Origin of the sequence: Nitratidesulfovibrio sp. D1, from assembly GCF_051133415.1 — a bacterium.
Lineage (GTDB): Bacteria > Desulfobacterota > Desulfovibrionia > Desulfovibrionales > Desulfovibrionaceae > Cupidesulfovibrio.
In genome coordinates, this window is record NZ_JBPGNZ010000006.1 from 176,648 (window position 1) to 194,673 (window position 18,026).

Here is an 18,026-nt window from a genome sequence, read left to right on the forward strand (position 1 = left end):
GCAGGACTGTCTTCGTAGAGGCCGGGTGCAACCGCGCACGACCCCATTCCTCCCCGCCGGAGGCATAACTAAATCGGGCGTGGTCAACAGGGCAGAACTGTCTTCGTAGAGGCCGTACCCAACAGGGCACAACCCCTCCCCCTCCCTTCCCCTCCAATCCCACCTAATACGGCAACACAACCTTCCCGTACTGCTCGTGCAGCACTTCGGCCATGGCCAGATAACACGCGCTGGCGCCGCACACGATCCCTTCCCACCCGGCGATGACGCCGATCAGCTCACTGCCGGTGAAGTCGCGGATGGCCAGCAGGGCAAACAGCACGGTCAGCGACAGGAAGATGAACTTCAGCGTGGTCTTGCCCTTCAGCGTGCCCAGGAACATGAAGAAGGTGAACAGCCCCCACATGGCGAGGTAACAGCCCATGTAGGCGTGCGGGGTGGGTTCGGCCCAGCCCAGTTTGGGCATGACGATCAGCCCCACCAGCGTCAGCCAGAAGAATCCGTACGACGTGAACGCCGTGGTGCCGAACGTGTTGCCCTTCCTGAATTCCATGATGCCCGCGATGACCTGCGCGATGCCGCCGTAGAAGATGCCCATGGCAAGGATCATCGAGCTGATGGGAAAGAAGCCCGCGTTGTGGATGTTGAGCAGGATGGTGGTCATCCCGAAGCCCATGAGCCCGAGCGGGGCCGGGTTGGCCAGTTTGGTCTCCATTGTCTTCCTCGTTGCTGCGGCTGGGGGTGGGCGCGTCGTGCGGACCAGCGGGGCGCGCCGCGTGCCGGGTTCCGGGGATGAGGACCGGCTGACGGGCGCGAGCCATGACGGCACGCCGACGCGATGGATGCCCGCCTGCCCCGATGGATACCGGATGGGTACCGGATGGATACGGAATGGGCGCGGCGGTGCGGGCGGCGAACCTGTACCGGTGGAACGGCGATGCGATGTGGCGTGGCGCGGCCGGGGATGGCGGGTTGGCGGTCCGCCCCCTGAGGGGCCGCGTGGTCCGGCTGCCGGGCCGGACCCTGCGAGGGGCTATGGCGCGCTTATGCCCGGATGCGGACAAGCGCGCAAGATGCGCTGGAGTGTGCGCTTTCACGGGTCGGGGTGAGGATTCTCTTCCCCGCGTCCGCTACGCGTCCTCCGCACCGTGCGGCCGGGCCATGCGCAGGGGATCCACGGCCGCGTCGAAGGCCGCGCCGTCCAGCAGGCCCAGTTCCAGGCAGGCCTCGCGCAGGGTGATGCCCCGCGCATGGGCCAGGTGCGCCGCCTGCGCCGCCCGGTCGTAACCGACGACGGGCGCAAGGGCGGTGACCAGCATCAGCGAGCGGCCCACGTGCGCGGCGATGCCCGCCCGGTCGGGCTGCATGCCCGCCACGGCGTGATCCGCGAACGAGCGGCACCCGTCGGCCAGCAGGCGCATGGATGTGAGCACGTCGTGGATGATCAGCGGCTTGAACACGTTCAGTTCGAAGTTGCCCTGCGATCCGGCCATGCCCACGGCCGCGTCCAACCCCATGACCTGCACGGCCACCATGGTCAGGGCTTCGCACTGGGTGGGATTGACCTTGCCGGGCATGATGGACGAGCCGGGCTCGTTCTCGGGCAGGCGCAACTCACCGATGCCGCAGCGCGGGCCGGAGGCCAGCCAGCGCACGTCATTGGCTATCTTCATGAGTGCGCCCGCCAACGTACGCAGCGCGCCGCTGGTCAGCACCAGCCCGTCGTGGGCGGCCAGCGCGGCGAAGGGGTTGGGCGCGGGCGCCAGCGGCAGGCCGGTCATGTCGGCCAGCAGGGCGATGGCGCGCGGCGCGAAGGCGGGGTGAGCGTTCAACCCCGTGCCCACGGCGGTGCCGCCAAGGGCCAGGCGGCACAGGTGGGGCATGGCCGCGTCCAGCCCTTCCAGGCAGGTGTCCAGTTGCGCCGCCCAGCCGGACATCTCGTCGCCCAGGGTCAGGGGCACGGCGTCCTGCAAATGGGTGCGGCCGATCTTCACGATGTCCGCGCACGCGGCGGCCTTGGCCCGCAGCGCGTCGCGCAGGTGGCGCACGGCGGGCAGCAGGTCGTCGCGCAGGGCCAGCGCGGCGGCCAGGTGCATGGCCGCCGGAAAGGCGTCGTTGGATGACTGGCAGCGGTTCACGTGGTCATTGGGATGAACGGGCGGATGAACGGGGGGATGAATCCGGAAGGGGGGATGGCCCTCGGGGGCGGCGCCGGTGTCCGCCGCTTCCGCCAGCAGTTGCGTGGCCCGGTTGGCCAATACCTCGTTGACGTTCATGTTGGTCTGGGTGCCGCTGCCGGTCTGCCAGACCGAAAGCGGAAAATGGCCGTCATGCAGGCCCGCCAACACCTCGTCGGCGGCGCGGGCGATGGTCTCGGCCATATGCGGCAGGCCCGGCTGGCCGGGCGGGGGCGGCGGCAGCAGGCCCAGATCGCGGTTGACCAGCGCGGCGGCCTTCTTGATGCGCGCCAGCGCGTGGACCACGGCCAGGGGCATGCGGTCAGTCCCGATGCGGAAATTGTCCAGTGAACGCTGGGTCTGCGCGCCCCACAGGCGGTCCTGCTCCACTTCCACAAGGCCCATGCTGTCCCGCTCCAGGCGATGGCCGGGGCGGGGCGCGGGCTGGTCTGGCTGGTCTGGCGTGCGGGGCATGGCGGCCTCCTGGGCATGCGGGGACGGACACGGGACGGCGGCAGGTGCGGCGCCCCGTATCGTCCATCCTAGCGCCGCGCGCGCGCGCCTGTCCAGCGTCTGTGGGGATGTGGCGGCTGCGGAGATGCAGCGGGCGTGTCCCGGCTTCCCGCGCATCCCGCCGCATGCGCATTGCGGTTCGCCGTCCGGGGCGGGTTCCCGCCCCCCGTGCGTGCGGTACACCCGCCGGAGTGCGTATTTTCCTCCATCCGCGAGGTTTCCCCTTGCGGAAAGGGCCGCATTTGCTTCAATACATACAGTTGCACCGTACCACAGCCGGGGTGCGCTGGCGTGCCCCGGCGCGCCCCGGAGGCCCGCAGGGCGTCGCGGTACGGCTGCTCGGCCCGGCCCGGCCCCGCGCGGACGCCGGGCCTGTCGTCAGCGGCGCCGGGCCTGTCCACGGCACGGGGGCACGGGGGCATGGGCGGCATCGGCAATACCGGCCGCCGGTGGTCCCGCGCCACCCCGGCCACGCGGAGATTCCGGAACGAGGCATCCATGCGCACGGTTTCCGTCACCCTGGTCACCTACACCTACGACGACCACGAACTGGTCCGGGGCCTGCTGTCGTCCGCCACCGGGTGGACAGCCATGCCCTCCGCCATCGTGGTCATCGACGACGGCTCGGCGGAACCGTTCACGCCCGACCTGCCGGAAGAGGTGGCCGAACGCCTGCCCCCCATCGAGGTGGTGCGCGTGCCGGAAAACCGGGGCAACACCCACGCCCGCGCGCTGGGGGCGGCCCGCGCCGCCACCCGGTTCATCCTTTCGGTGGATGCGGACATCCGCTTTCCCGCGCACTGGCTGGCGGTGTGCCTGCCCGCCGCGGCCCGGCCCGGGGTGGGCATGGCGGGCACGGCCATCCGCCCCCGCACCGGCGACGACCTGCTCTCGCGCTACCTGGAACTGACCTACACCCTCAACCGGGGGGCGTCCGGTTCCGTGCCGTTCCTGCCCGGCGGGGCGTGGCTGGCCCGGCGCGACGCCTTCGAGGCCGTGGGCGGCTTTTCCGGCTACGAGGAACGCTACGGCCAGGACGCCTATCTTTCGCGCCGCCTGCGCGAGAACGGCTACCTGCTGTGGGCCGTGGACGGGGTGGAGGCCTTCGAGGTGCGGCGCATCGGGCGGTTGCAGATGGTGCGCCGGGGCTGGCGCTGGCAGGGCCACCACATGAAGGCCGCCCTGGACGAGGGCCGCCCGCTGGACGAAGTGCTGAACGTGGTGCTGTATTCCATGCGCGAACGCATGCTGCGCTCGCGCGCGGCAGACCCGCGCCTGCTCTATTTCGACCTGCTCTACGCCCTGCACGCCCTGCTGGACACCGTGGCCCACGCGTCCGCGCGAACGGAGGGGCAAGCGGGGCAAACGGGCGGGGACGGCGCGCGCGCCACCCTGCGCCATGCGGCGGCGGCCTTTCTGGCGCCCTGGCCGCAACTGTGCGCGGCCCTGTGCGCCGACCTGGCGGAACTGGGGCACGCCCCGCTGCCCACCGACCTTGCCGCCGCGCCCCCCTTCGACCTTGCCGCCGCGCTGTCCTTTGCCGTGGGCGCCGACGAACTGGCGGCGGTATGCGGCGGCCTGGGCGAGGTGCTGGGCTGATCCGTTCCGCCCCCGCGCGGCCCCGCTTCCCGCCGGGTCTCCCGGCCTCGTAATCCCGCAATCCCGCAATGCCGCAACCGGAGAGATCCATGGGATTCCCGTTCAAGCTGTCGTTCCTTTCCCGCAAGAAGAAGCCCGCCGGGGGCGATCTGCTTATCGCCGCCCCGGAATCGCTGGACGGCGCGTCCGCGCCTGCGGGGTCGCCCAAGGCGAAGTCCGCGTCCCGGCCCGGCCCGGCTTCCCCGGCGTCCGCAGGCCCCTCCGGTGACGGCGGCGGTTCCGCGCCCGGCAGGAAGATGGGCTTGTCCAAACGCACCCTGCGCCTCGTGCTGTTCGCGGTGGCCGGGCTGGTGGTGCTGGGGAGCGCCGGTGGCGGCGGCTGGTGGTGGTACAAGACCAGCCGCCCGGAATATGCCGTGGAACAACTGGTGCTGGCCTTCCGCAACGGCGACGCGGCAGCCTTCGAGCGCCGCGTGGACGTGGACAAGGTGGTGGATCAGTTGCTGGCGGTGCAGTTGCGGGCTTCCGGCGTGCAGGGGGCGTCCGCCCCGGACGCGCGCGAAACGGCGCAGTTGCGCGACATGCTGCGTCAGTCCCTGCTGGCCCTGCCCGTGGGCGCGGCGGGCGAACACCAGCGCGAAGACCTGCTGCCGCCCGACTTCCGCGAGCAGGCGGGGGCGTTTGTTCCGGCCGTGGCGGAACGCACGGGCGACAAGGCCATGGTGGTGGTGCCCGTGAAGAACGAGGCGTTTGAAACCACCTTCGAGATGCGGGTGGAGATGACCGACGGCAAGGGCGGCTGGAAGGTGTCCGGCCTGGTGGACCCGGACGGCCAACTGGCCGCGCATGCCGCCGCGCTGGAGCGCATCCGCGCCCGCGAGCGCGCCGCCGCCGCCGAGGAAGACGCCCGTATCGCCGAACGGCTGGCCGGGCTGGTGCGTCTGGACCGCACCCTGGTGGGCACCGACACCCTGTCCGGCGGCGGCAACTTCAAGATGCTGGTGGTGCAGGTGGCCGGGGTCAACCAGAGCGACCAGACCGTGGGCCGGGTGGTGGTGGACTGCGTGGTGCGGGACGAGGCCGGGCGGGTGCTGCGCACCCTGAAGCTGGTGCGCAACACGCAGTTGCGGCCCGGCGAGGCGTTTGCCGAATCATGGGTCATCGACCTGGACGAGGCGGAACCGAACGATGTCCCCCTGCTGAACGCGGAACGGTTGACCGGGCAATCCACAGTGCGCTCGGTGGTGTTGGCCACGGGCGAGTCCATCGTCGTCAAGGGGGAATAGGGGGGGCAAGGGGACGACGAGGGGGGGAATGATGGCGAAGACGCGGGGGCGGCCTGCCGGCCGGTCCTGACCAATGCTGCTCACGGGACGGAGGCGCACTACCTGCCGCCCCGTTTCGTTATGCGCGGGTCATTTTTTGCCCTCGTCCACGTGCTCGACGTAGCCCACGCCTTCCATGCCGGGGGCGTCGCGCCAGGGCAGGTCTTCGGCCCGCGCGGGCGGGGTCCAGCCGGGATAGATGGCGGGCAGTTTGTCCCGCATGATGGTGAACAGGTAGTCCCGCGCGGCGGTGCCGAAGTAGGTCGTATATTTTGAGGAGTCGTCAGACGGCCAGTAGGTGACACGCAGGAGCCGGATGTCGAGCGGTCCCGTGGGTTGCGGGTTGAGCACCAGCAGAAAGGAGCCGAGGTCCACATTGCGATTGTGAAGCAGGATGCGGCAACTGAACAACCAGTCACGGATGCCGTTGCCGTCCCAGTCCAGCGAGGCCATGAGGGGGATGGTCAGACTAACTTGCGGGTTGTGACCCAATGGCTTGTCCTCCACGAGCAAGACATCGGGTTCTTCGGCCTCGTAACGAATGCCCAGGGCGGCAAAGGTGGGCTTGCCCGTCGCCACAGGCAGAAATGCGGACGGAAAGACCGTGAGGTCGGCGCGTTCGTACAGTTCGCGGACAAAGGACAGCGGAGAGTATTCCCCGGCAGGAATTGCGTCGGCCATGGGATAACGGCCTTGCGCATCGACGATGCCGGGACGTTGCAGCCATTGCAGGTTGTCCCGCACGAACCCCCTGAAAATATCCGGCTCCGGAGCCACCACAGGCACCCGCCGCATGGCGGGCAGCGGTTCGGCATGCACCGGAAACCATGCCCCAAGGCAGGCCAGCCACAGGGCGAAAGCCAGCAGCATGGGCGGCACGCGGTGGGAACGGGGGGGCCGTGCGGCCCCCCGGAAGATGTTGTGCTGGAAGATTGCGGGGCGCGTCATTTTTTGCCCTCGTCCACGTGCTCGACGTAGCCCACGCCTTCCATGCCGGGCGCGTCGCGCCAGGGCAGGTCTTCGGCCCGTGCGGGCGGGGTCCAGCCGAGGTAGATGGCCGGCAGTTTGTCCCGCATGATGGTGAACAGATAGTCCCGCGCGGCGGTGCCAAAATAGTTGATGTATTTTGAAGAATCGTTGGACGGCCAGTAGGTGACACGCAGGAGCCGGACATCGAGCGGCCCGGTCGGTTGCGGGTTGAGCACCAACAGGAAGGAACCCAGATCCACGTTTTGTTTGTACAGCAGGGTGCGGCACCCGAAGAGCCAGTCGCGTGTTCCGTTGCCGTCCCAGTCGAGTGAGGCCATGAGGGGGATGGTCAGACCTATTTGAAGATTCTGATCCCACGGTTTGTCTTCAACGAACAATGTGTAGGGTTCTACGGCCTGGTAGCGAACGCCCCATGTGCTGTAGGTCGATTTGCCATCTGTCGGAAGAATCATGGACGGAAAGGCCGTGAGGTCGGCGCGTTCAAACAATTCGCGGGCAAAGGACTGCGGTGCATACTCACCGGCAGGTATTGCGTCGGCCATGGGGTAACCGCCTTGCGCATCGATGATGCCGGGGCGTTGCAGCCAATGCAGATTTTCCTGCACGAATCCTTTGAAAATATGCGGTTCCGGTGCCACCACTGGAATCCGCTGCATGGCGGGCAACGGCTCGGCATGCAGCGGAAACCATGCCCCAAGGCAGGCCAGCCACAGGGCGAAAGCCAGCAGCATGGCCGGCACGCGGTGGGAACGGGGGGGCCGTGTGGCCCCCCGGAAGATGTTGTGCTGGAAGATTGCGGGGCGCGTCATTGGCGCAGCCTGTCCAGGCCCTGTTGCATGAGGTCGGCCTCCTTGTTGCGGCGGGGGTGGTACTTGTAGTCCGGCTTGGGGCTGAAGTTGCGCAGTTCCTTGATGGCCCCGTCCCAGTCGCCCGTTGTGGAATATCCCCAGAAGTTTTTGAACTGGCTCGTGCTGCCATGCTGATAGAGCACGGAGGTGACGACAGCCTGCATTTCCTTGGGCAGTTCTTCGAACCGGCGGATGGTCTTGCCCTGGGCGTCTACGTTGCCTGGTGCGCTGTTGTACTGCTGCCGCGCCTGCCCGTTGAAATGGACGAACATCTTTTCGTTGAGGTGGCGGGCCTGCTCGGGGGTGAGCGAAACAGCCTGTCCCTTTTTTTTAAGATTTTCCATTTCCTGTCTTGCCTCCGTGGCATTCTTGCCAAGCAGCGGGCTAACAGCCTTGACCACGTCGTCACGCACACCGATCTCCTGCAATTTTTCCGCTCTCCACTGCCCCAGGTCGATACCCGCCCCGATGGTGGCGCTGCTGTTGTCCATGGGTTTGCCGTCCTTCTCGGGGATGTAGGCGTGCAGGACGTTGCCCTCCAGTTTGTGCAGGGTGTCCGCCGTTACCCGGTAGATATCTTCGGGCTTGTCGGGCGCGGCCAGGGTGCCCCGGATTTTGCCGGGCGCTGCCGCGCCGGGTGAAGCCGTTTTGCCGCCATCCGTGGGCGCGGGAGCCGGTGCGGCGGGCCGGGGTTGTTCCGGCGCAGCGGGGACGGTGAGCGGGCCGGGGCCAGCCCCTTCCAGAAAGGTGCGCGCGGCGCGTTGCAGGGGGCCTTCCTGCGCGCCGCTCGCGCCGGGCCGGGTGGGCCTGCCCGGTTGTTCCGCAGCCCCCGCACCGCCGGAGGCTCCGCCACCCGTCCCCGCAGGCGCGTTGCCGGGCGCGCCGTCCGCTGTGCCGTTGGCGGACATCAGCTCGATACTATCCTCCAGCCGGGGCGGCTTTCCGTCCTTCCAGCGCACGACCGCAAGCTCGCGCCCTTCCTTCTTGTCCGGGTCGAGGGGTTCCGTTCCGCCCGTCCGGTTCGACGCGTCGGGCCAGCCGGGGATGTCAGACCCGCGCCCCGCGATACCGTCGTACCTGTCGTCGAGCGGCTCCGGGTTCGCGGGGCGGGCGTTGCGGCCTTCCAGCGTCGGTCCCAGCGGTTTGCCGTACACGGACATGCCGAGCCGCCTGGCGTCCAGTTCCAGCCCGCTGTCGCCTTCCTGCCGGGGAAAGCGCCAGAAATCGTCGAAGCGGTCTGGCCGGGCCTCCTCGAACATGTCGCGTAGAAAGCCCTGCCGCAGCGCGTCGGATTCGTTGTCCGGCAGCCTGCTGCCCTTGTGTTCGAAACCCCGGATGGAGCGCAACCCGCCATCGAACAGGCGATACCATTCCTGCATGGTGGTGGCGCCCATGGCCTGGCGCGACGTGTCCCGAACCTGCCGGTACAGTCCGCTCCGCTTGTCGTCGTAGGATTCGCCGCCGCCCTGCAACCTGTTGTTCCACATATGCATTCCCCTCTAGTGGGTGTCAACGCGGCACGTCCGCTCCGGCCGGGAGACGGCGGGTACGCCCGGCCAATCCGGGCGGCGGCGCGCGCCTGTGCACCGGCAGGCATAGCGCACGTTTTTTTCGTGGCGCGGCTCGCAAGGGGGTGGGAAGGGGGTGGGAAGGCCGTCCGAAGGGTGCGTGGCCATGACGTGCGCCCAACGTGCGCCTGACATGCTCGTGACGTGATGATGACATGTGTCCGCCGTCCGCCCCCGGTCCGTCCGTCCGCCTTCCCCACCCTGCCCGGAAACGCGAAAGCCCCCGCCACGGAATGCGGCGGGGGCTTGGGCTGACGGCATGTTCGGACGGCTTGCCCCATAAAGGGGTCAAGGGGGCGCGGGGCAGCGCCCCGCTCCTTCCCGAAATCGCACCGGCGGGCTATTCCTCGCCGCCGCCGTCCTCATCCAGGTCGCGGGAGTACTTGCAGTTCTTTTCCGGGCAGGCGATGTGTCGGCCCCGGGCGCGGGTGTTCTTGATCACCAGCAGGGGCGAATGGCAGTCCGGGCAGGGGCCGGGCACGGGCCAGTCCCACAGGGCGTAGTCGCACTTGGGGTAGGTGCTGCACGAGTAGAAGATCTTGCCGCGCTTGGAGCTTTTTTCCACCAGCACGCCGTCGCAGCCTTCGCGCGGGCAGGGCACGCCGGTGGAGAACGGCGCGGTGTACGTGCAGTCCGGGTACTTGGTGCAGGCGATGAACCGGCTGCCGGTGCGCGCCTTCTTCAGCACCAGGTCGCTGCCGCATTGCGGACAGGTGCCCACCTTTTCCGGTTCCTCGCGCAGCTTCTGCTCGACCTGGATGTTGCCCTTCTCGTCGCGGGTGAAGTTCTTGGTGTTGCGGCAGGCCGGGTAGCCGGAGCAGGCCAGGAAGGTGCCCGCCTTGCCGAACTTGATGACCATGGGCTTGCCGCACAGTTCGCAGTCTATGCCGCTGGGCAGGCCGCCTTTCACGGTGTCCATGGCCTGGGCGGCGCGTTCCAGCACCGGGTTGAACCCGCCGGTGAAGTCTTCCAGCAGCTTCACCCAGTCCAGGTCGCCTTCGGCCACCTTGTCCAGCGAACCTTCCATCTGCGCGGTGAAGTCCACGTCCATCAGGGTGGTGAAGTGGCCGGTCAGCAGGTCGCAGACCACGGCCCCAAGGTCGGTGGGGGCGAAGTGCTTTTCCTCCAGCCGGGCGTAGTCGCGGTCGAGCAGGGTGGAGATGATGGCTGCGTAGGTGGACGGGCGGCCGATGCCGCGCTCTTCCAGTTCGCGCACCAGCGAGGCTTCGGTGTAGCGCGCCGGGGGCTGGGTGAACTTCTGTTCCTTTTCCACGGACAGGGCTTGCAGTTCCTCGCCCACGGAAAGTTTGGGCAGGTCGCCCCCGGCCGTCTCTTCCCCTTCGGCCGCCGCGTCCTTCTGGGGCGATGCGGCCAGAAAGCCGGGGAACAACAGCCGTTCGCCCTTGGCGCGCCACTCGACGGGGCCACAGGCGATGGTCACCGTGGTGTCGTGGAAGCGCGCCGCCGCCATCTGCGAGGCCACGAAGCGCTGCCACACCAGCCGGTACAACTGGTACTGGTCCGGCGGCAGCAGGTGGCGCACGGAATCGGGCGTCACGCCCACGTCCACGGGCCGGATGGCTTCGTGCGCGTCCTGCGCGCCGCCCTTGGTCTTGAACTGGCGGGCCTTGGCGGGCAGGTGGTCGCCCCCCCAGGTGGCGGCGATGAACTCGCGCGCCGCGTCGCGCGCCTCGTCCGCGATGCGCACGGAGTCGGTACGCATGTAGGTGATCAGGGCCACGGTGCCCGCCTCGCCCAGTTCCACGCCTTCGTACAGGCGCTGGGCGATGTTCATGGTGCGCTTGGCCGAATACCCCAGCCGCTGGCTGGCGGACTGCTGGAGCGTGGAGGTGATGAACGGCGGCTGTGGCTGGCGCTGGCGTTCCTTTTCGTCGATGCCGGTGACCACGAAGGGCTGGCCCTGCATGGCCGCTTCCACGGCGGCGGCGTCTTCCGCGCTGCCGATGGCGGGCTTCTTGCCGTGCAGCTTGTGCAGGTCGGCCCGGAACGGGGGCGGGGTGGCCCCGGCCAGGCGGGCGCGGAACAGCCAGTATTCCTCGGGGTTGAAGGCGCGGCGCTCGTTCTCGCGGTCCACGATCAGGCGCAGGGCCACGGACTGCACGCGCCCGGCGGAGATGCCGCGCTTCACCTTCTTCCACAGCAGGGGCGAGAGCTTGTAGCCCACCAGCCGGTCGAGCACGCGGCGGGCCTGCTGGGCGTCGAACAGGTTGCGGTTCAGTTCGCGCGGGTTTTCCAGCGCTTCCTTCACCGCGCGGGCGGTGATCTCGTTGAACTGGATGCGCCGGATGTTGGTGTTCTTGTCACGGATCAGTTCCGCCACGTGCCAGGCGATGGCCTCTCCCTCGCGGTCGGGGTCGGGCGCCAGGTACACGTTGTCGGCCTTGGCGGCGGCTTCCTTGAGGGCGGACACCACCTTCTGCTTGCCGTCGATGACCTGGTAGCGGGGGGCAAAGCCGTTGGCCTCGTCGACGCCCAGTTCGCTGGTGGGCAGGTCGCGCACGTGGCCCACGCTGGCATGCACGGCGTAGTTGCCGCCAAGAAATTTCTTGATGGTCTTCACCTTGGCGGGGGATTCGACGATAATCAGGTCCTTGCCCATGACTGTTCCTTTCCGGGAAAATACGCTATTGGGGGCGCGTTTCCGGCAGGGAGCCGGATGCCCCGCCGGAAGGAGGCCGCGTTCGGCCCCGTCAGGTAGGGGAAAATACGGCAAACGACGATTCCGTCAAGCCGCGCGGCATGGCGCCGCGGCGGCGGACGGCGGGTCCACGGGGTGGAACCACATGCAATCGTTGGTCAATGGTGATGCGATGAACGGAACCGCAATGAACGGGGTCGCGGGCGCGGCGGCGCGCCGCACGCGCGGGGCGGCCCGGCTGCTGGTCCTCGTGCTGTGCGCGCTGCTGCTGGGCCTGGCCGGATGCGCCAAGGCCCCCTACACCGGGCGCAGCCAGTTGATCATGTATTCCGAGGCGGACGAGGCCAAAATGGGCCTTGCCGCCATGCAGCAGGTGCTGAAGAAGGAGAAGGAGGTCACCGGCACGCCCGAATCCGCCCGCGTGGAGCGGGTGGGCCGCCGCATCGCCGCCGTGGCCGAGCGCCCCCAGTACCGCTGGGAATTCCACACCATAGAGAAGGACGTGGTGAACGCCTTCTGCCTGCCCGGCGGCAAGGTGGCCGTGTACACTGGCCTCTTGGACATCGCCGACACCGACGCCGAACTGGCCGCCGTCATGGGGCACGAGGTGGCCCACGCCCTGGCCCGGCACAGCAACGAGAAGATGAGCCGGGCGCGCATGGTGCAGGTGGGCCAGTTGGCGACCATGGTGGGCGTGGCCGCGGCCAGCGGTTCGTCGCAGGCGGCCCAGGCCGTGGGCGACAGCTACGCCGGGGCCATGAACATGGCCGTCATGCTGCCCAACAGCCGCGAGATGGAATACGAGGCCGACCACATCGGCCTGCTGCTCATGGCCAAGGCCGGGTACGACCCGCACGCGGCCATCACCTTCTGGCAGAAGATGCTCAAGCAGGCGGGCGGCGGCCGCAAGTCGGACTTCACGTCCACCCACCCCACCGAGGCCAAGCGCATCGACGCGCTGAAGGCCATGCTGCCCGAAGCCCTGCGCTACTACCGCCCGCGCGACGACGGGGGAGGCAAGACCTCCGGGTCCGGCGGCGCATCGGGCGGCGTATCGGGCGGCGCGGTCCCGGCCGGAAAGTAGCCCGCCGCCGGCGGCCGCTGTCCCGCCCGTCGGCCGCTTGACGCGGCCCCCGCCCCGCCCGGTCCCGCGTCATCCGCCCCACCCGCAACCTGCCGTCATGCAACGCAGAGTGCACACGCTGGCATTCCCCTTGCTTTGCCCTTCCCGCCGCCACTCCGTTTTTACGGCGGCGAGGAGGATTGCGCATGGCCTACGGTAAAAGCATGTCCATGGACGCCCTGCAAACGCTGGTCGAAGGGCGGCCCACCGAAGGAGCCCGGCGCGCCGGAGCCGCCCCCAGGGCGGGCCAGCGGGCCGCCGCCGATCCGCGTTTCGCCGCGCTGCTCGCCAAGGGCGGCGCGGGGGCGGGCACATCGCCCCTTGCGGGCATCCTCACCGGCGGCGCGGGCGGCGGGGCCGGTTCCTCGCCGCAACTGGCCGCGCTGCCCGGACTGACGGCAGCCGGCGGCGACGCCGAAAGCGCCCTGGCCGCCGACGAGCGCGCCTCGCGCGCGGCCATGGACATCGTCAATTCCCGGGCGCTGGCCACCCTGGCCAAGGTCATGGAAGGGGGCGCGGGCGGGCTCGATTCGCTGCGCGGGGCCATGACCTCGCGCAACCTGATGGCCCTTTCCGGCAACCTGGACATGGCGGCTTCGGCCATGGGCGGCGGCATGGGGCGCGGAGCGCCCACGGTCGCCGCCGCAGGCGGGCCGGGACGCGGCGGCGGGCAGCCGGGCGCGGGCAAGGCCGCGCGGCGGGAGCGACCGGACAAATCCGGCCGCCGCGACGCGGCAGGCGCATCCGGTGACGACCTGGGCGGCCTTTCCGCGCAGTTCGAGTCGGGCGAGGAGGGCATCGCCGCCATCGGCTACGACCGGCACGGCGGCACCTCGTACGGCAAGTACCAGATTTCGTCGCGGGCCGGGACCATGGACCGCTTCCTCGACTTCGCGCGGCAGGCCGCGCCGGACATCGCCTCGCGCCTGGAGGCGGCCGGACCCGCCAACACGGGCGGCAAGGGCGGCGAAATGCCCCGGGTGTGGCGCGAAATCGCCCAGGAAGACCCGGCCCGGTTCGAGGCGTTGCAGGAACGGTTCATCCATGAAAGCCACTACGCGCCCGCGTTGCAGGCCGTGAGCCGGGCGGCGGGGCTGGACAAGGGGGCGCTGTCGCCCGCGCTGCGCGAGGTGCTGTGGAGCACCGCCGTGCAGCACGGCCCGGCAGGGGCCACCCGCATCTTCGCCCGCGCGCTGGACAACATCGCCGGGCAGCCCGAGGCTCAGCCCAATGGTCAGCCCAATGGTCAGCCCGAGGTTCAGACTGACGGGCAAGCAGGGGCCGCCGTGCAGGCGGGCACCGCCAAAGCGGGCCGCAACTTCGAGAAGCAGCTCATCCGCGAGGTGTACGCGGTGCGCTCCGGCCAGTTCGGCTCCTCGTCCGAGCGGGTGCAGGCCGCCGTGCAGAACCGCCTGGACCGCGAGATGAAGCTGGCCCTGGCCATGACCGACGGCAAGACCCGCGCGTAGGCGCGCCCCTTCCGGTTCGCCGGACGACAGGGATTGCCCGGCGGGCGCGTCGGTCTTTTGGCGCGCCCGGCGTCGTCGTTTCCGCATCCATGTCCGCACCATTTCCCGGCTTGTCCGCATCAGGAACAGGCCGGGATTTCCGCGTTTTCCGCGTCTCCATGCCCTGTGGGCGGGGGGGTCGCCATGTTTTCCGCCGCTCCGGCCTCGCCGGGCGGTTGACACCGGGGAGCCTGCCGCATACTCTGCACATATGAACACGTGTTCATATGTGCAGGCTGAACCCACGGCCGGGCGGCGCAGGAACGCGCCCCGCCGTTTTCCCACGGAGACTCGCCCATGACCGCCTTTCGCATCGAGGAAATGGACTGCGCCAGCGAGGTGAACATCCTGCGGCGCGCGCTGACCCCGCTGGTGGGCAGCCCCGACCGGCTGGAATTCGACGTGCTCTCCCGCCGCATGCGCGTGGATATGGCCGGTCTGGACCTGCATGCCGACGACGTGGTGGCCGCCGTGGCCCGCACCGGCATGCGCGCCGCGCCCGAGGCCGCCAGACGCGGCGGCGCGGTGCCGCGCCCGGCCCCGCCGTCCGGTCAGGCCCATGGTCACATGCATGACCACGAACATGACCACGGCATCGCCCCCCGGCCCGCCCAGCTTCCGGCCCTGGCCGGATGCTCGTGCTGCGGCGGCGCGTGCGCCGTGCCCGAGCCCGGCGGCGCATCGGGCGGCTTCGCGTCCCTGCTGCCGCGCGGGCTGGCCGAACTGTGGCAGCGCCAGTCCTCGCTGCTGCTCTGCGCGTTGAGCGGCATGGCCCTTGTGGCGGGCATCGGCGTGGAATGGACGCACACCGGGTCGCTGCTGGAAGTGTTTTCCGAAACGGGCGTGCCCCATCCGGCCACCCTGGCCCTGTGGCTGGCGGCGGCGGTGGCGGGCGCCTGGCGGGTGCTGCCCCGCGCGGTGCACGCGGTGCGCACCCTGCGCCCGGACATGAACCTGCTCATGCTGCTGGCGGTCGTCGGCGCGGCGGCCATCGGCCAGTTTTTCGAGGGGGCCTCGGTGGCCTTCCTGTTCGCCGTGGCCAACCAACTGGAATCGTGGAGCGTGGACCGGGCGCGCTCGGCCATTGCCGCGCTGCTGGACATTTCGCCCTCGCGGGCCTTGCTGTTGTCGCTGCCCCACGACCTGCCCGGCACCCCCGTGGAAACAGCCGTGGAAAACGTGCCCGTGGGCTCGCGCATCCTGGTGCGCGCGGGCGACCGCGTGCCCCTGGACGGCACGGTGGCGGCGGGCAGTTCGGACATCGACCAGTCGCCCATCACCGGCGAATCCATGCCCGTGCCCAAGCGGCCCGGAGAGCCGGTGTACGCGGGCACCATCAACGGCGGCGGCGTGCTGGAGGTGCTGACCACCCGCGCCGCGTCGGACACCACCCTCGCGCGTATCCTGCACATGGTGGAGGCGGCCCAGTCGCGCCGCGCCCGCGCCGTGCAGTGGGTGGACCGCTTCGCCGCCGTGTACACCCCGGCCATGCTGGCCGTGGCCGCGCTGGTGGCCGTGGTGCCGCCGCTGTTCTTCGGCGGGGCGTGGTCGGCCTGGGTGTACGAGGCGCTGGTGGTGCTGGTCATCGCCTGCCCGTGCGCGCTGGTCATCTCCACGCCGGTGTCCATTGTGGCCGGGCTGACCAGCGCGGCCCGCAACGGCGTGCTGGTCAAGGGCGGCTCGTTCCTCGAACTGCCCGCCAGCCTCACCGCCATCGCCTTCGACAAGACCGGCACCCTCACCCACGGCCGCCCGCGCGTGGCCCGCGTGCTGCCCGTGGCCGGGCATCCGCAGGTGCGGGACGAGGCGTCCGCATTGCGCATCGCCGCCGCGCTGGAAGCCCCCAGCAGCCACCCCCTTGCCCGGGCCATCGTGCAGCACGCCCGGCAGGTGACCGGGGCCGGGCCGGATGCGGCCGCCACCGCCGGTGACCACCGCACCCTGCCCGGCCTGGGGGCCGAAGGCGTGGTGGACGGTGCGCGCTGGCGCATCGGCAACCGCCGCTTCTTCGCGCAGGACGGTCCGTCCGGTGCTGCCGGAGGGGTGGAACCGCCTGCCGGGGCGGGCGGAGAGGGCGAGGGCGCGGAGGCCGGGTCCTCGGTGCTGCTGTGGAACGACGCGGGCCTTGCCGCCGTCATGGAACTGGAGGACGACCTGCGCCCCGACGCCCGCAGCGTGCTGGACGGCCTGCGCGCCGCCGGGCTGCGCCGGGTGGTCATGCTGACCGGCGACAACGCGGCCAGCGCCGCCCGCGTGGCCGCCGCCTGCGGCGTGGACGAGGCCGACATCCGGGCCGACCTGCTGCCCGCCGACAAGACCGCCGCCGTGGCCGCGCTGGTGGAAGCGGGCGAGCGGGTGGCCATGGTGGGCGACGGCGTCAACGACGCGCCCGCGCTGGCCACCGCGCACCTGGGCATCGCCATGGGCGGCATCGGCAGCGACGCGGCCATCGAGACCGCCGACATCACCCTGATGTCCGACGACCTGGGCAAGCTGCCCTGGCTGGTGCGTCATTCTCGCCGCACCCTGGGCGTCATCCGCCAGAACATCGGCTTCGCCCTGGGCCTCAAGGCGCTGTTCCTGGGCTTGGCGGTGTTCCAGGTGGCCAGCCTGTGGATGGCCATCGTGGCCGACATCGGCGGCTCGTTCCTGGTGATCATGAACGGCCTGCGCCTGCTGCGCCCCAAGGCGTAGGGGTGGTTGTTTTACGTTTCAAGCCTTGCGGGGGAGGGACCCTTTTGCGGCAGCCGTAGGCGAGCCCCGAGCCGTACGGATGGCGTCCGCAAAGCGTGAAAAGGGTCTCCTCCCCCGTACCCCGCTCTGCTGTCTTTATCCGTAATGCTCGAAGACTCGCATAACGGCTAAAGCTCCCCCCAAAACTTTCATTTGTGTTTCCTGCACATTATGGAAGCACAAAATACGGGGTTCCAAGGGGCTCGGCCGCGTTGCGATCGCCATCCGTAAGGCTCGCAAGCTCGCCTAACGGCTGCCGTCCTTGGCCGCCGGAGGCGTCCAAAAAGCAGCCGTTGTTAATAACCAGAATGCGGGGCGGATGACCGCCCCGCGTTGCGTTTCCGTTGCGGGCAGTATGGCGGGGAAGGGCGGTTCAGGCCGCCACGTCAGCGAAGGCAGCCCCGGTCAGCGCGGCCAGGTCGGCGGGCGAAAGTTCTATCTCCACGCCCCGGCGGCCCGCGCTGACGTAGATGGTGGGGTACCCCTGCGCCGAGGCGTCGATGACCGTGGGCAGGCGCTTCTTCTGGCCCAGCGGGCTCACGCCGCCCACCACGTAGCCGGTGACGCGCTCGGCCACGGCCACGTCGGCCATGGCGGCCTTCTTGGCCCCCGCCACGCGGGCCAGCCGCTTCAGGTCCAGCTGGTGCAGCACGGGCACCACGGCCACCACCAAGGCGTCTCCGGCGGCCACCACCAGGGTCTTGAACACGCGGGCCGGGTCCACGCCCAGCTTGTCCGCCGCCTCGCGGCCGTAGGATTCCGCCGCCGGGTCGTGCGCGTATTCGTGGATGGTGTAGGCGATTCCGGCCTTTTTGGCGCGGTCGATGGCCGGGGTCATGGCTTCTCCCTGTGGATGCGGCCGCAAGGTCGGACAGGCTGGCCGGGGCGGGGGGCTGGAGGGGGACGAACGGGTGCCGACGCCGCGACGTACCCCGAAGTACCCCGGTCGGGTCCGGCGCGCAACGGGCGCGCAACGGGTGCGG

Annotated in this window: 12 protein-coding genes; 5 read left to right on the plus strand and 7 right to left on the minus strand. The window is 69.8% G+C overall.

The window, feature by feature from the left end; genetic code table 11:
• Positions 1–163: 163 nt before the first annotated feature.
• Both ACR4XJ_RS13745 and fumC read right to left on the minus strand, forming a co-directional pair.
• Complete coding sequence (locus ACR4XJ_RS13745) at positions 164–715, minus strand: acetate uptake transporter (RefSeq protein ID WP_434755729.1); 552 nt, start codon at positions 713–715, stop codon at positions 164–166.
• Positions 716–1,130: 415 nt separating this feature from the next.
• Positions 1,131–2,651: a class II fumarate hydratase gene (gene fumC, locus ACR4XJ_RS13750; protein WP_434755730.1), complete on the minus strand. Its 1,521-nt coding sequence runs from the start codon at positions 2,649–2,651 to the stop codon at positions 1,131–1,133.
• A gap of 537 nt (positions 2,652–3,188) precedes the next feature.
• Between fumC and ACR4XJ_RS13755 the strand changes: the two genes are divergently transcribed.
• On the plus strand, positions 3,189–4,289 hold the full coding sequence (locus tag ACR4XJ_RS13755; protein WP_434755731.1) for a glycosyltransferase: 1,101 nt from the start codon (positions 3,189–3,191) through the stop codon (positions 4,287–4,289).
• 89 nt (positions 4,290–4,378) lie between these two features.
• Positions 4,379–5,575: a hypothetical protein gene (locus ACR4XJ_RS13760; RefSeq protein WP_434755732.1), complete on the plus strand. Its 1,197-nt coding sequence runs from the start codon at positions 4,379–4,381 to the stop codon at positions 5,573–5,575.
• Between the two features lie 129 nt (positions 5,576–5,704).
• On the opposite strand, the gene ACR4XJ_RS13765 is transcribed toward ACR4XJ_RS13760, so the two are convergent.
• The 4 genes from ACR4XJ_RS13765 to topA all read right to left on the minus strand — a co-directional run bounded on the left by ACR4XJ_RS13765 (position 5,705) and on the right by topA (position 11,640).
• Positions 5,705–6,562: a hypothetical protein gene (locus ACR4XJ_RS13765; protein WP_434755733.1), complete on the minus strand. Its 858-nt coding sequence runs from the start codon at positions 6,560–6,562 to the stop codon at positions 5,705–5,707.
• Positions 6,559–7,335 (minus strand): hypothetical protein, encoded by a 777-nt coding sequence (locus ACR4XJ_RS13770; RefSeq protein ID WP_434755734.1) that lies wholly within the window; start codon positions 7,333–7,335, stop codon positions 6,559–6,561. Before ACR4XJ_RS13770 ends, ACR4XJ_RS13765 begins: the two co-directional genes overlap by 4 nt.
• A 74-nt stretch (positions 7,336–7,409) precedes the next feature.
• Entirely contained in the window at positions 7,410–8,939 is a 1,530-nt protein-coding gene (locus ACR4XJ_RS13775; RefSeq protein WP_434755735.1) for a pesticin C-terminus-like muramidase, read from the minus strand.
• Positions 8,940–9,360: 421 nt separating this feature from the next.
• Positions 9,361–11,640 carry a type I DNA topoisomerase gene (topA, locus tag ACR4XJ_RS13780; protein ID WP_434755736.1) on the minus strand — a complete coding sequence of 760 codons (2,280 nt, stop codon included), beginning with the start codon at positions 11,638–11,640 and terminating at the stop codon, positions 9,361–9,363.
• 226 nt (positions 11,641–11,866) lie between these two features.
• On the opposite strand from topA, the gene ACR4XJ_RS13785 reads away from it, so the two are divergent.
• From ACR4XJ_RS13785 to ACR4XJ_RS13795, 3 genes are all read left to right on the plus strand, one after another.
• On the plus strand, positions 11,867–12,763 hold the full coding sequence (locus ACR4XJ_RS13785; protein ID WP_434755737.1) for a M48 family metallopeptidase: 897 nt from the start codon (positions 11,867–11,869) through the stop codon (positions 12,761–12,763).
• 185 nt (positions 12,764–12,948) lie between these two features.
• On the plus strand, positions 12,949–14,271 hold the full coding sequence (locus ACR4XJ_RS13790) for a hypothetical protein (RefSeq protein ID WP_434755738.1): 1,323 nt from the start codon (positions 12,949–12,951) through the stop codon (positions 14,269–14,271).
• 336 nt (positions 14,272–14,607) lie between these two features.
• Complete coding sequence (locus ACR4XJ_RS13795; protein WP_434755739.1) at positions 14,608–17,004, plus strand: heavy metal translocating P-type ATPase; 2,397 nt, start codon at positions 14,608–14,610, stop codon at positions 17,002–17,004.
• Positions 17,005–17,416: 412 nt separating this feature from the next.
• Here ACR4XJ_RS13795 and ybaK read toward each other — a convergent pair whose 3' ends face one another.
• Entirely contained in the window at positions 17,417–17,881 is a 465-nt protein-coding gene (ybaK, locus tag ACR4XJ_RS13800; protein ID WP_434755740.1) for a Cys-tRNA(Pro) deacylase, read from the minus strand.
• Positions 17,882–18,026 lie beyond the last annotated feature (145 nt).

Bases quoted from the DNA above. Each gene is read 5' to 3' on its own strand.
- ACR4XJ_RS13745 (WP_434755729.1), bottom strand. From the start codon at position 715: ATGGAGACCAAACTGGCCAACCCGGCCCCGCTCGGGCTCATGGGCTTC.
- fumC (WP_434755730.1), bottom strand. From the start codon at position 2,651: ATGCCCCGCACGCCAGACCAGCCAGACCAGCCCGCGCCCCGCCCCGGC.
- ACR4XJ_RS13755 (WP_434755731.1), top strand. From the start codon at position 3,189: ATGCGCACGGTTTCCGTCACCCTGGTCACCTACACCTACGACGACCAC.
- ACR4XJ_RS13760 (WP_434755732.1), top strand. From the start codon at position 4,379: ATGGGATTCCCGTTCAAGCTGTCGTTCCTTTCCCGCAAGAAGAAGCCC.
- ACR4XJ_RS13765 (WP_434755733.1), bottom strand. From the start codon at position 6,562: ATGACGCGCCCCGCAATCTTCCAGCACAACATCTTCCGGGGGGCCGCA.
- ACR4XJ_RS13770 (WP_434755734.1), bottom strand. From the start codon at position 7,335: ATGCTGCTGGCTTTCGCCCTGTGGCTGGCCTGCCTTGGGGCATGGTTT.
- ACR4XJ_RS13775 (WP_434755735.1), bottom strand. From the start codon at position 8,939: ATGTGGAACAACAGGTTGCAGGGCGGCGGCGAATCCTACGACGACAAG.
- topA (WP_434755736.1), bottom strand. From the start codon at position 11,640: ATGGGCAAGGACCTGATTATCGTCGAATCCCCCGCCAAGGTGAAGACC.
- ACR4XJ_RS13785 (WP_434755737.1), top strand. From the start codon at position 11,867: ATGAACGGGGTCGCGGGCGCGGCGGCGCGCCGCACGCGCGGGGCGGCC.
- ACR4XJ_RS13790 (WP_434755738.1), top strand. From the start codon at position 12,949: ATGGCCTACGGTAAAAGCATGTCCATGGACGCCCTGCAAACGCTGGTC.
- ACR4XJ_RS13795 (WP_434755739.1), top strand. From the start codon at position 14,608: ATGACCGCCTTTCGCATCGAGGAAATGGACTGCGCCAGCGAGGTGAAC.
- ybaK (WP_434755740.1), bottom strand. From the start codon at position 17,881: ATGACCCCGGCCATCGACCGCGCCAAAAAGGCCGGAATCGCCTACACC.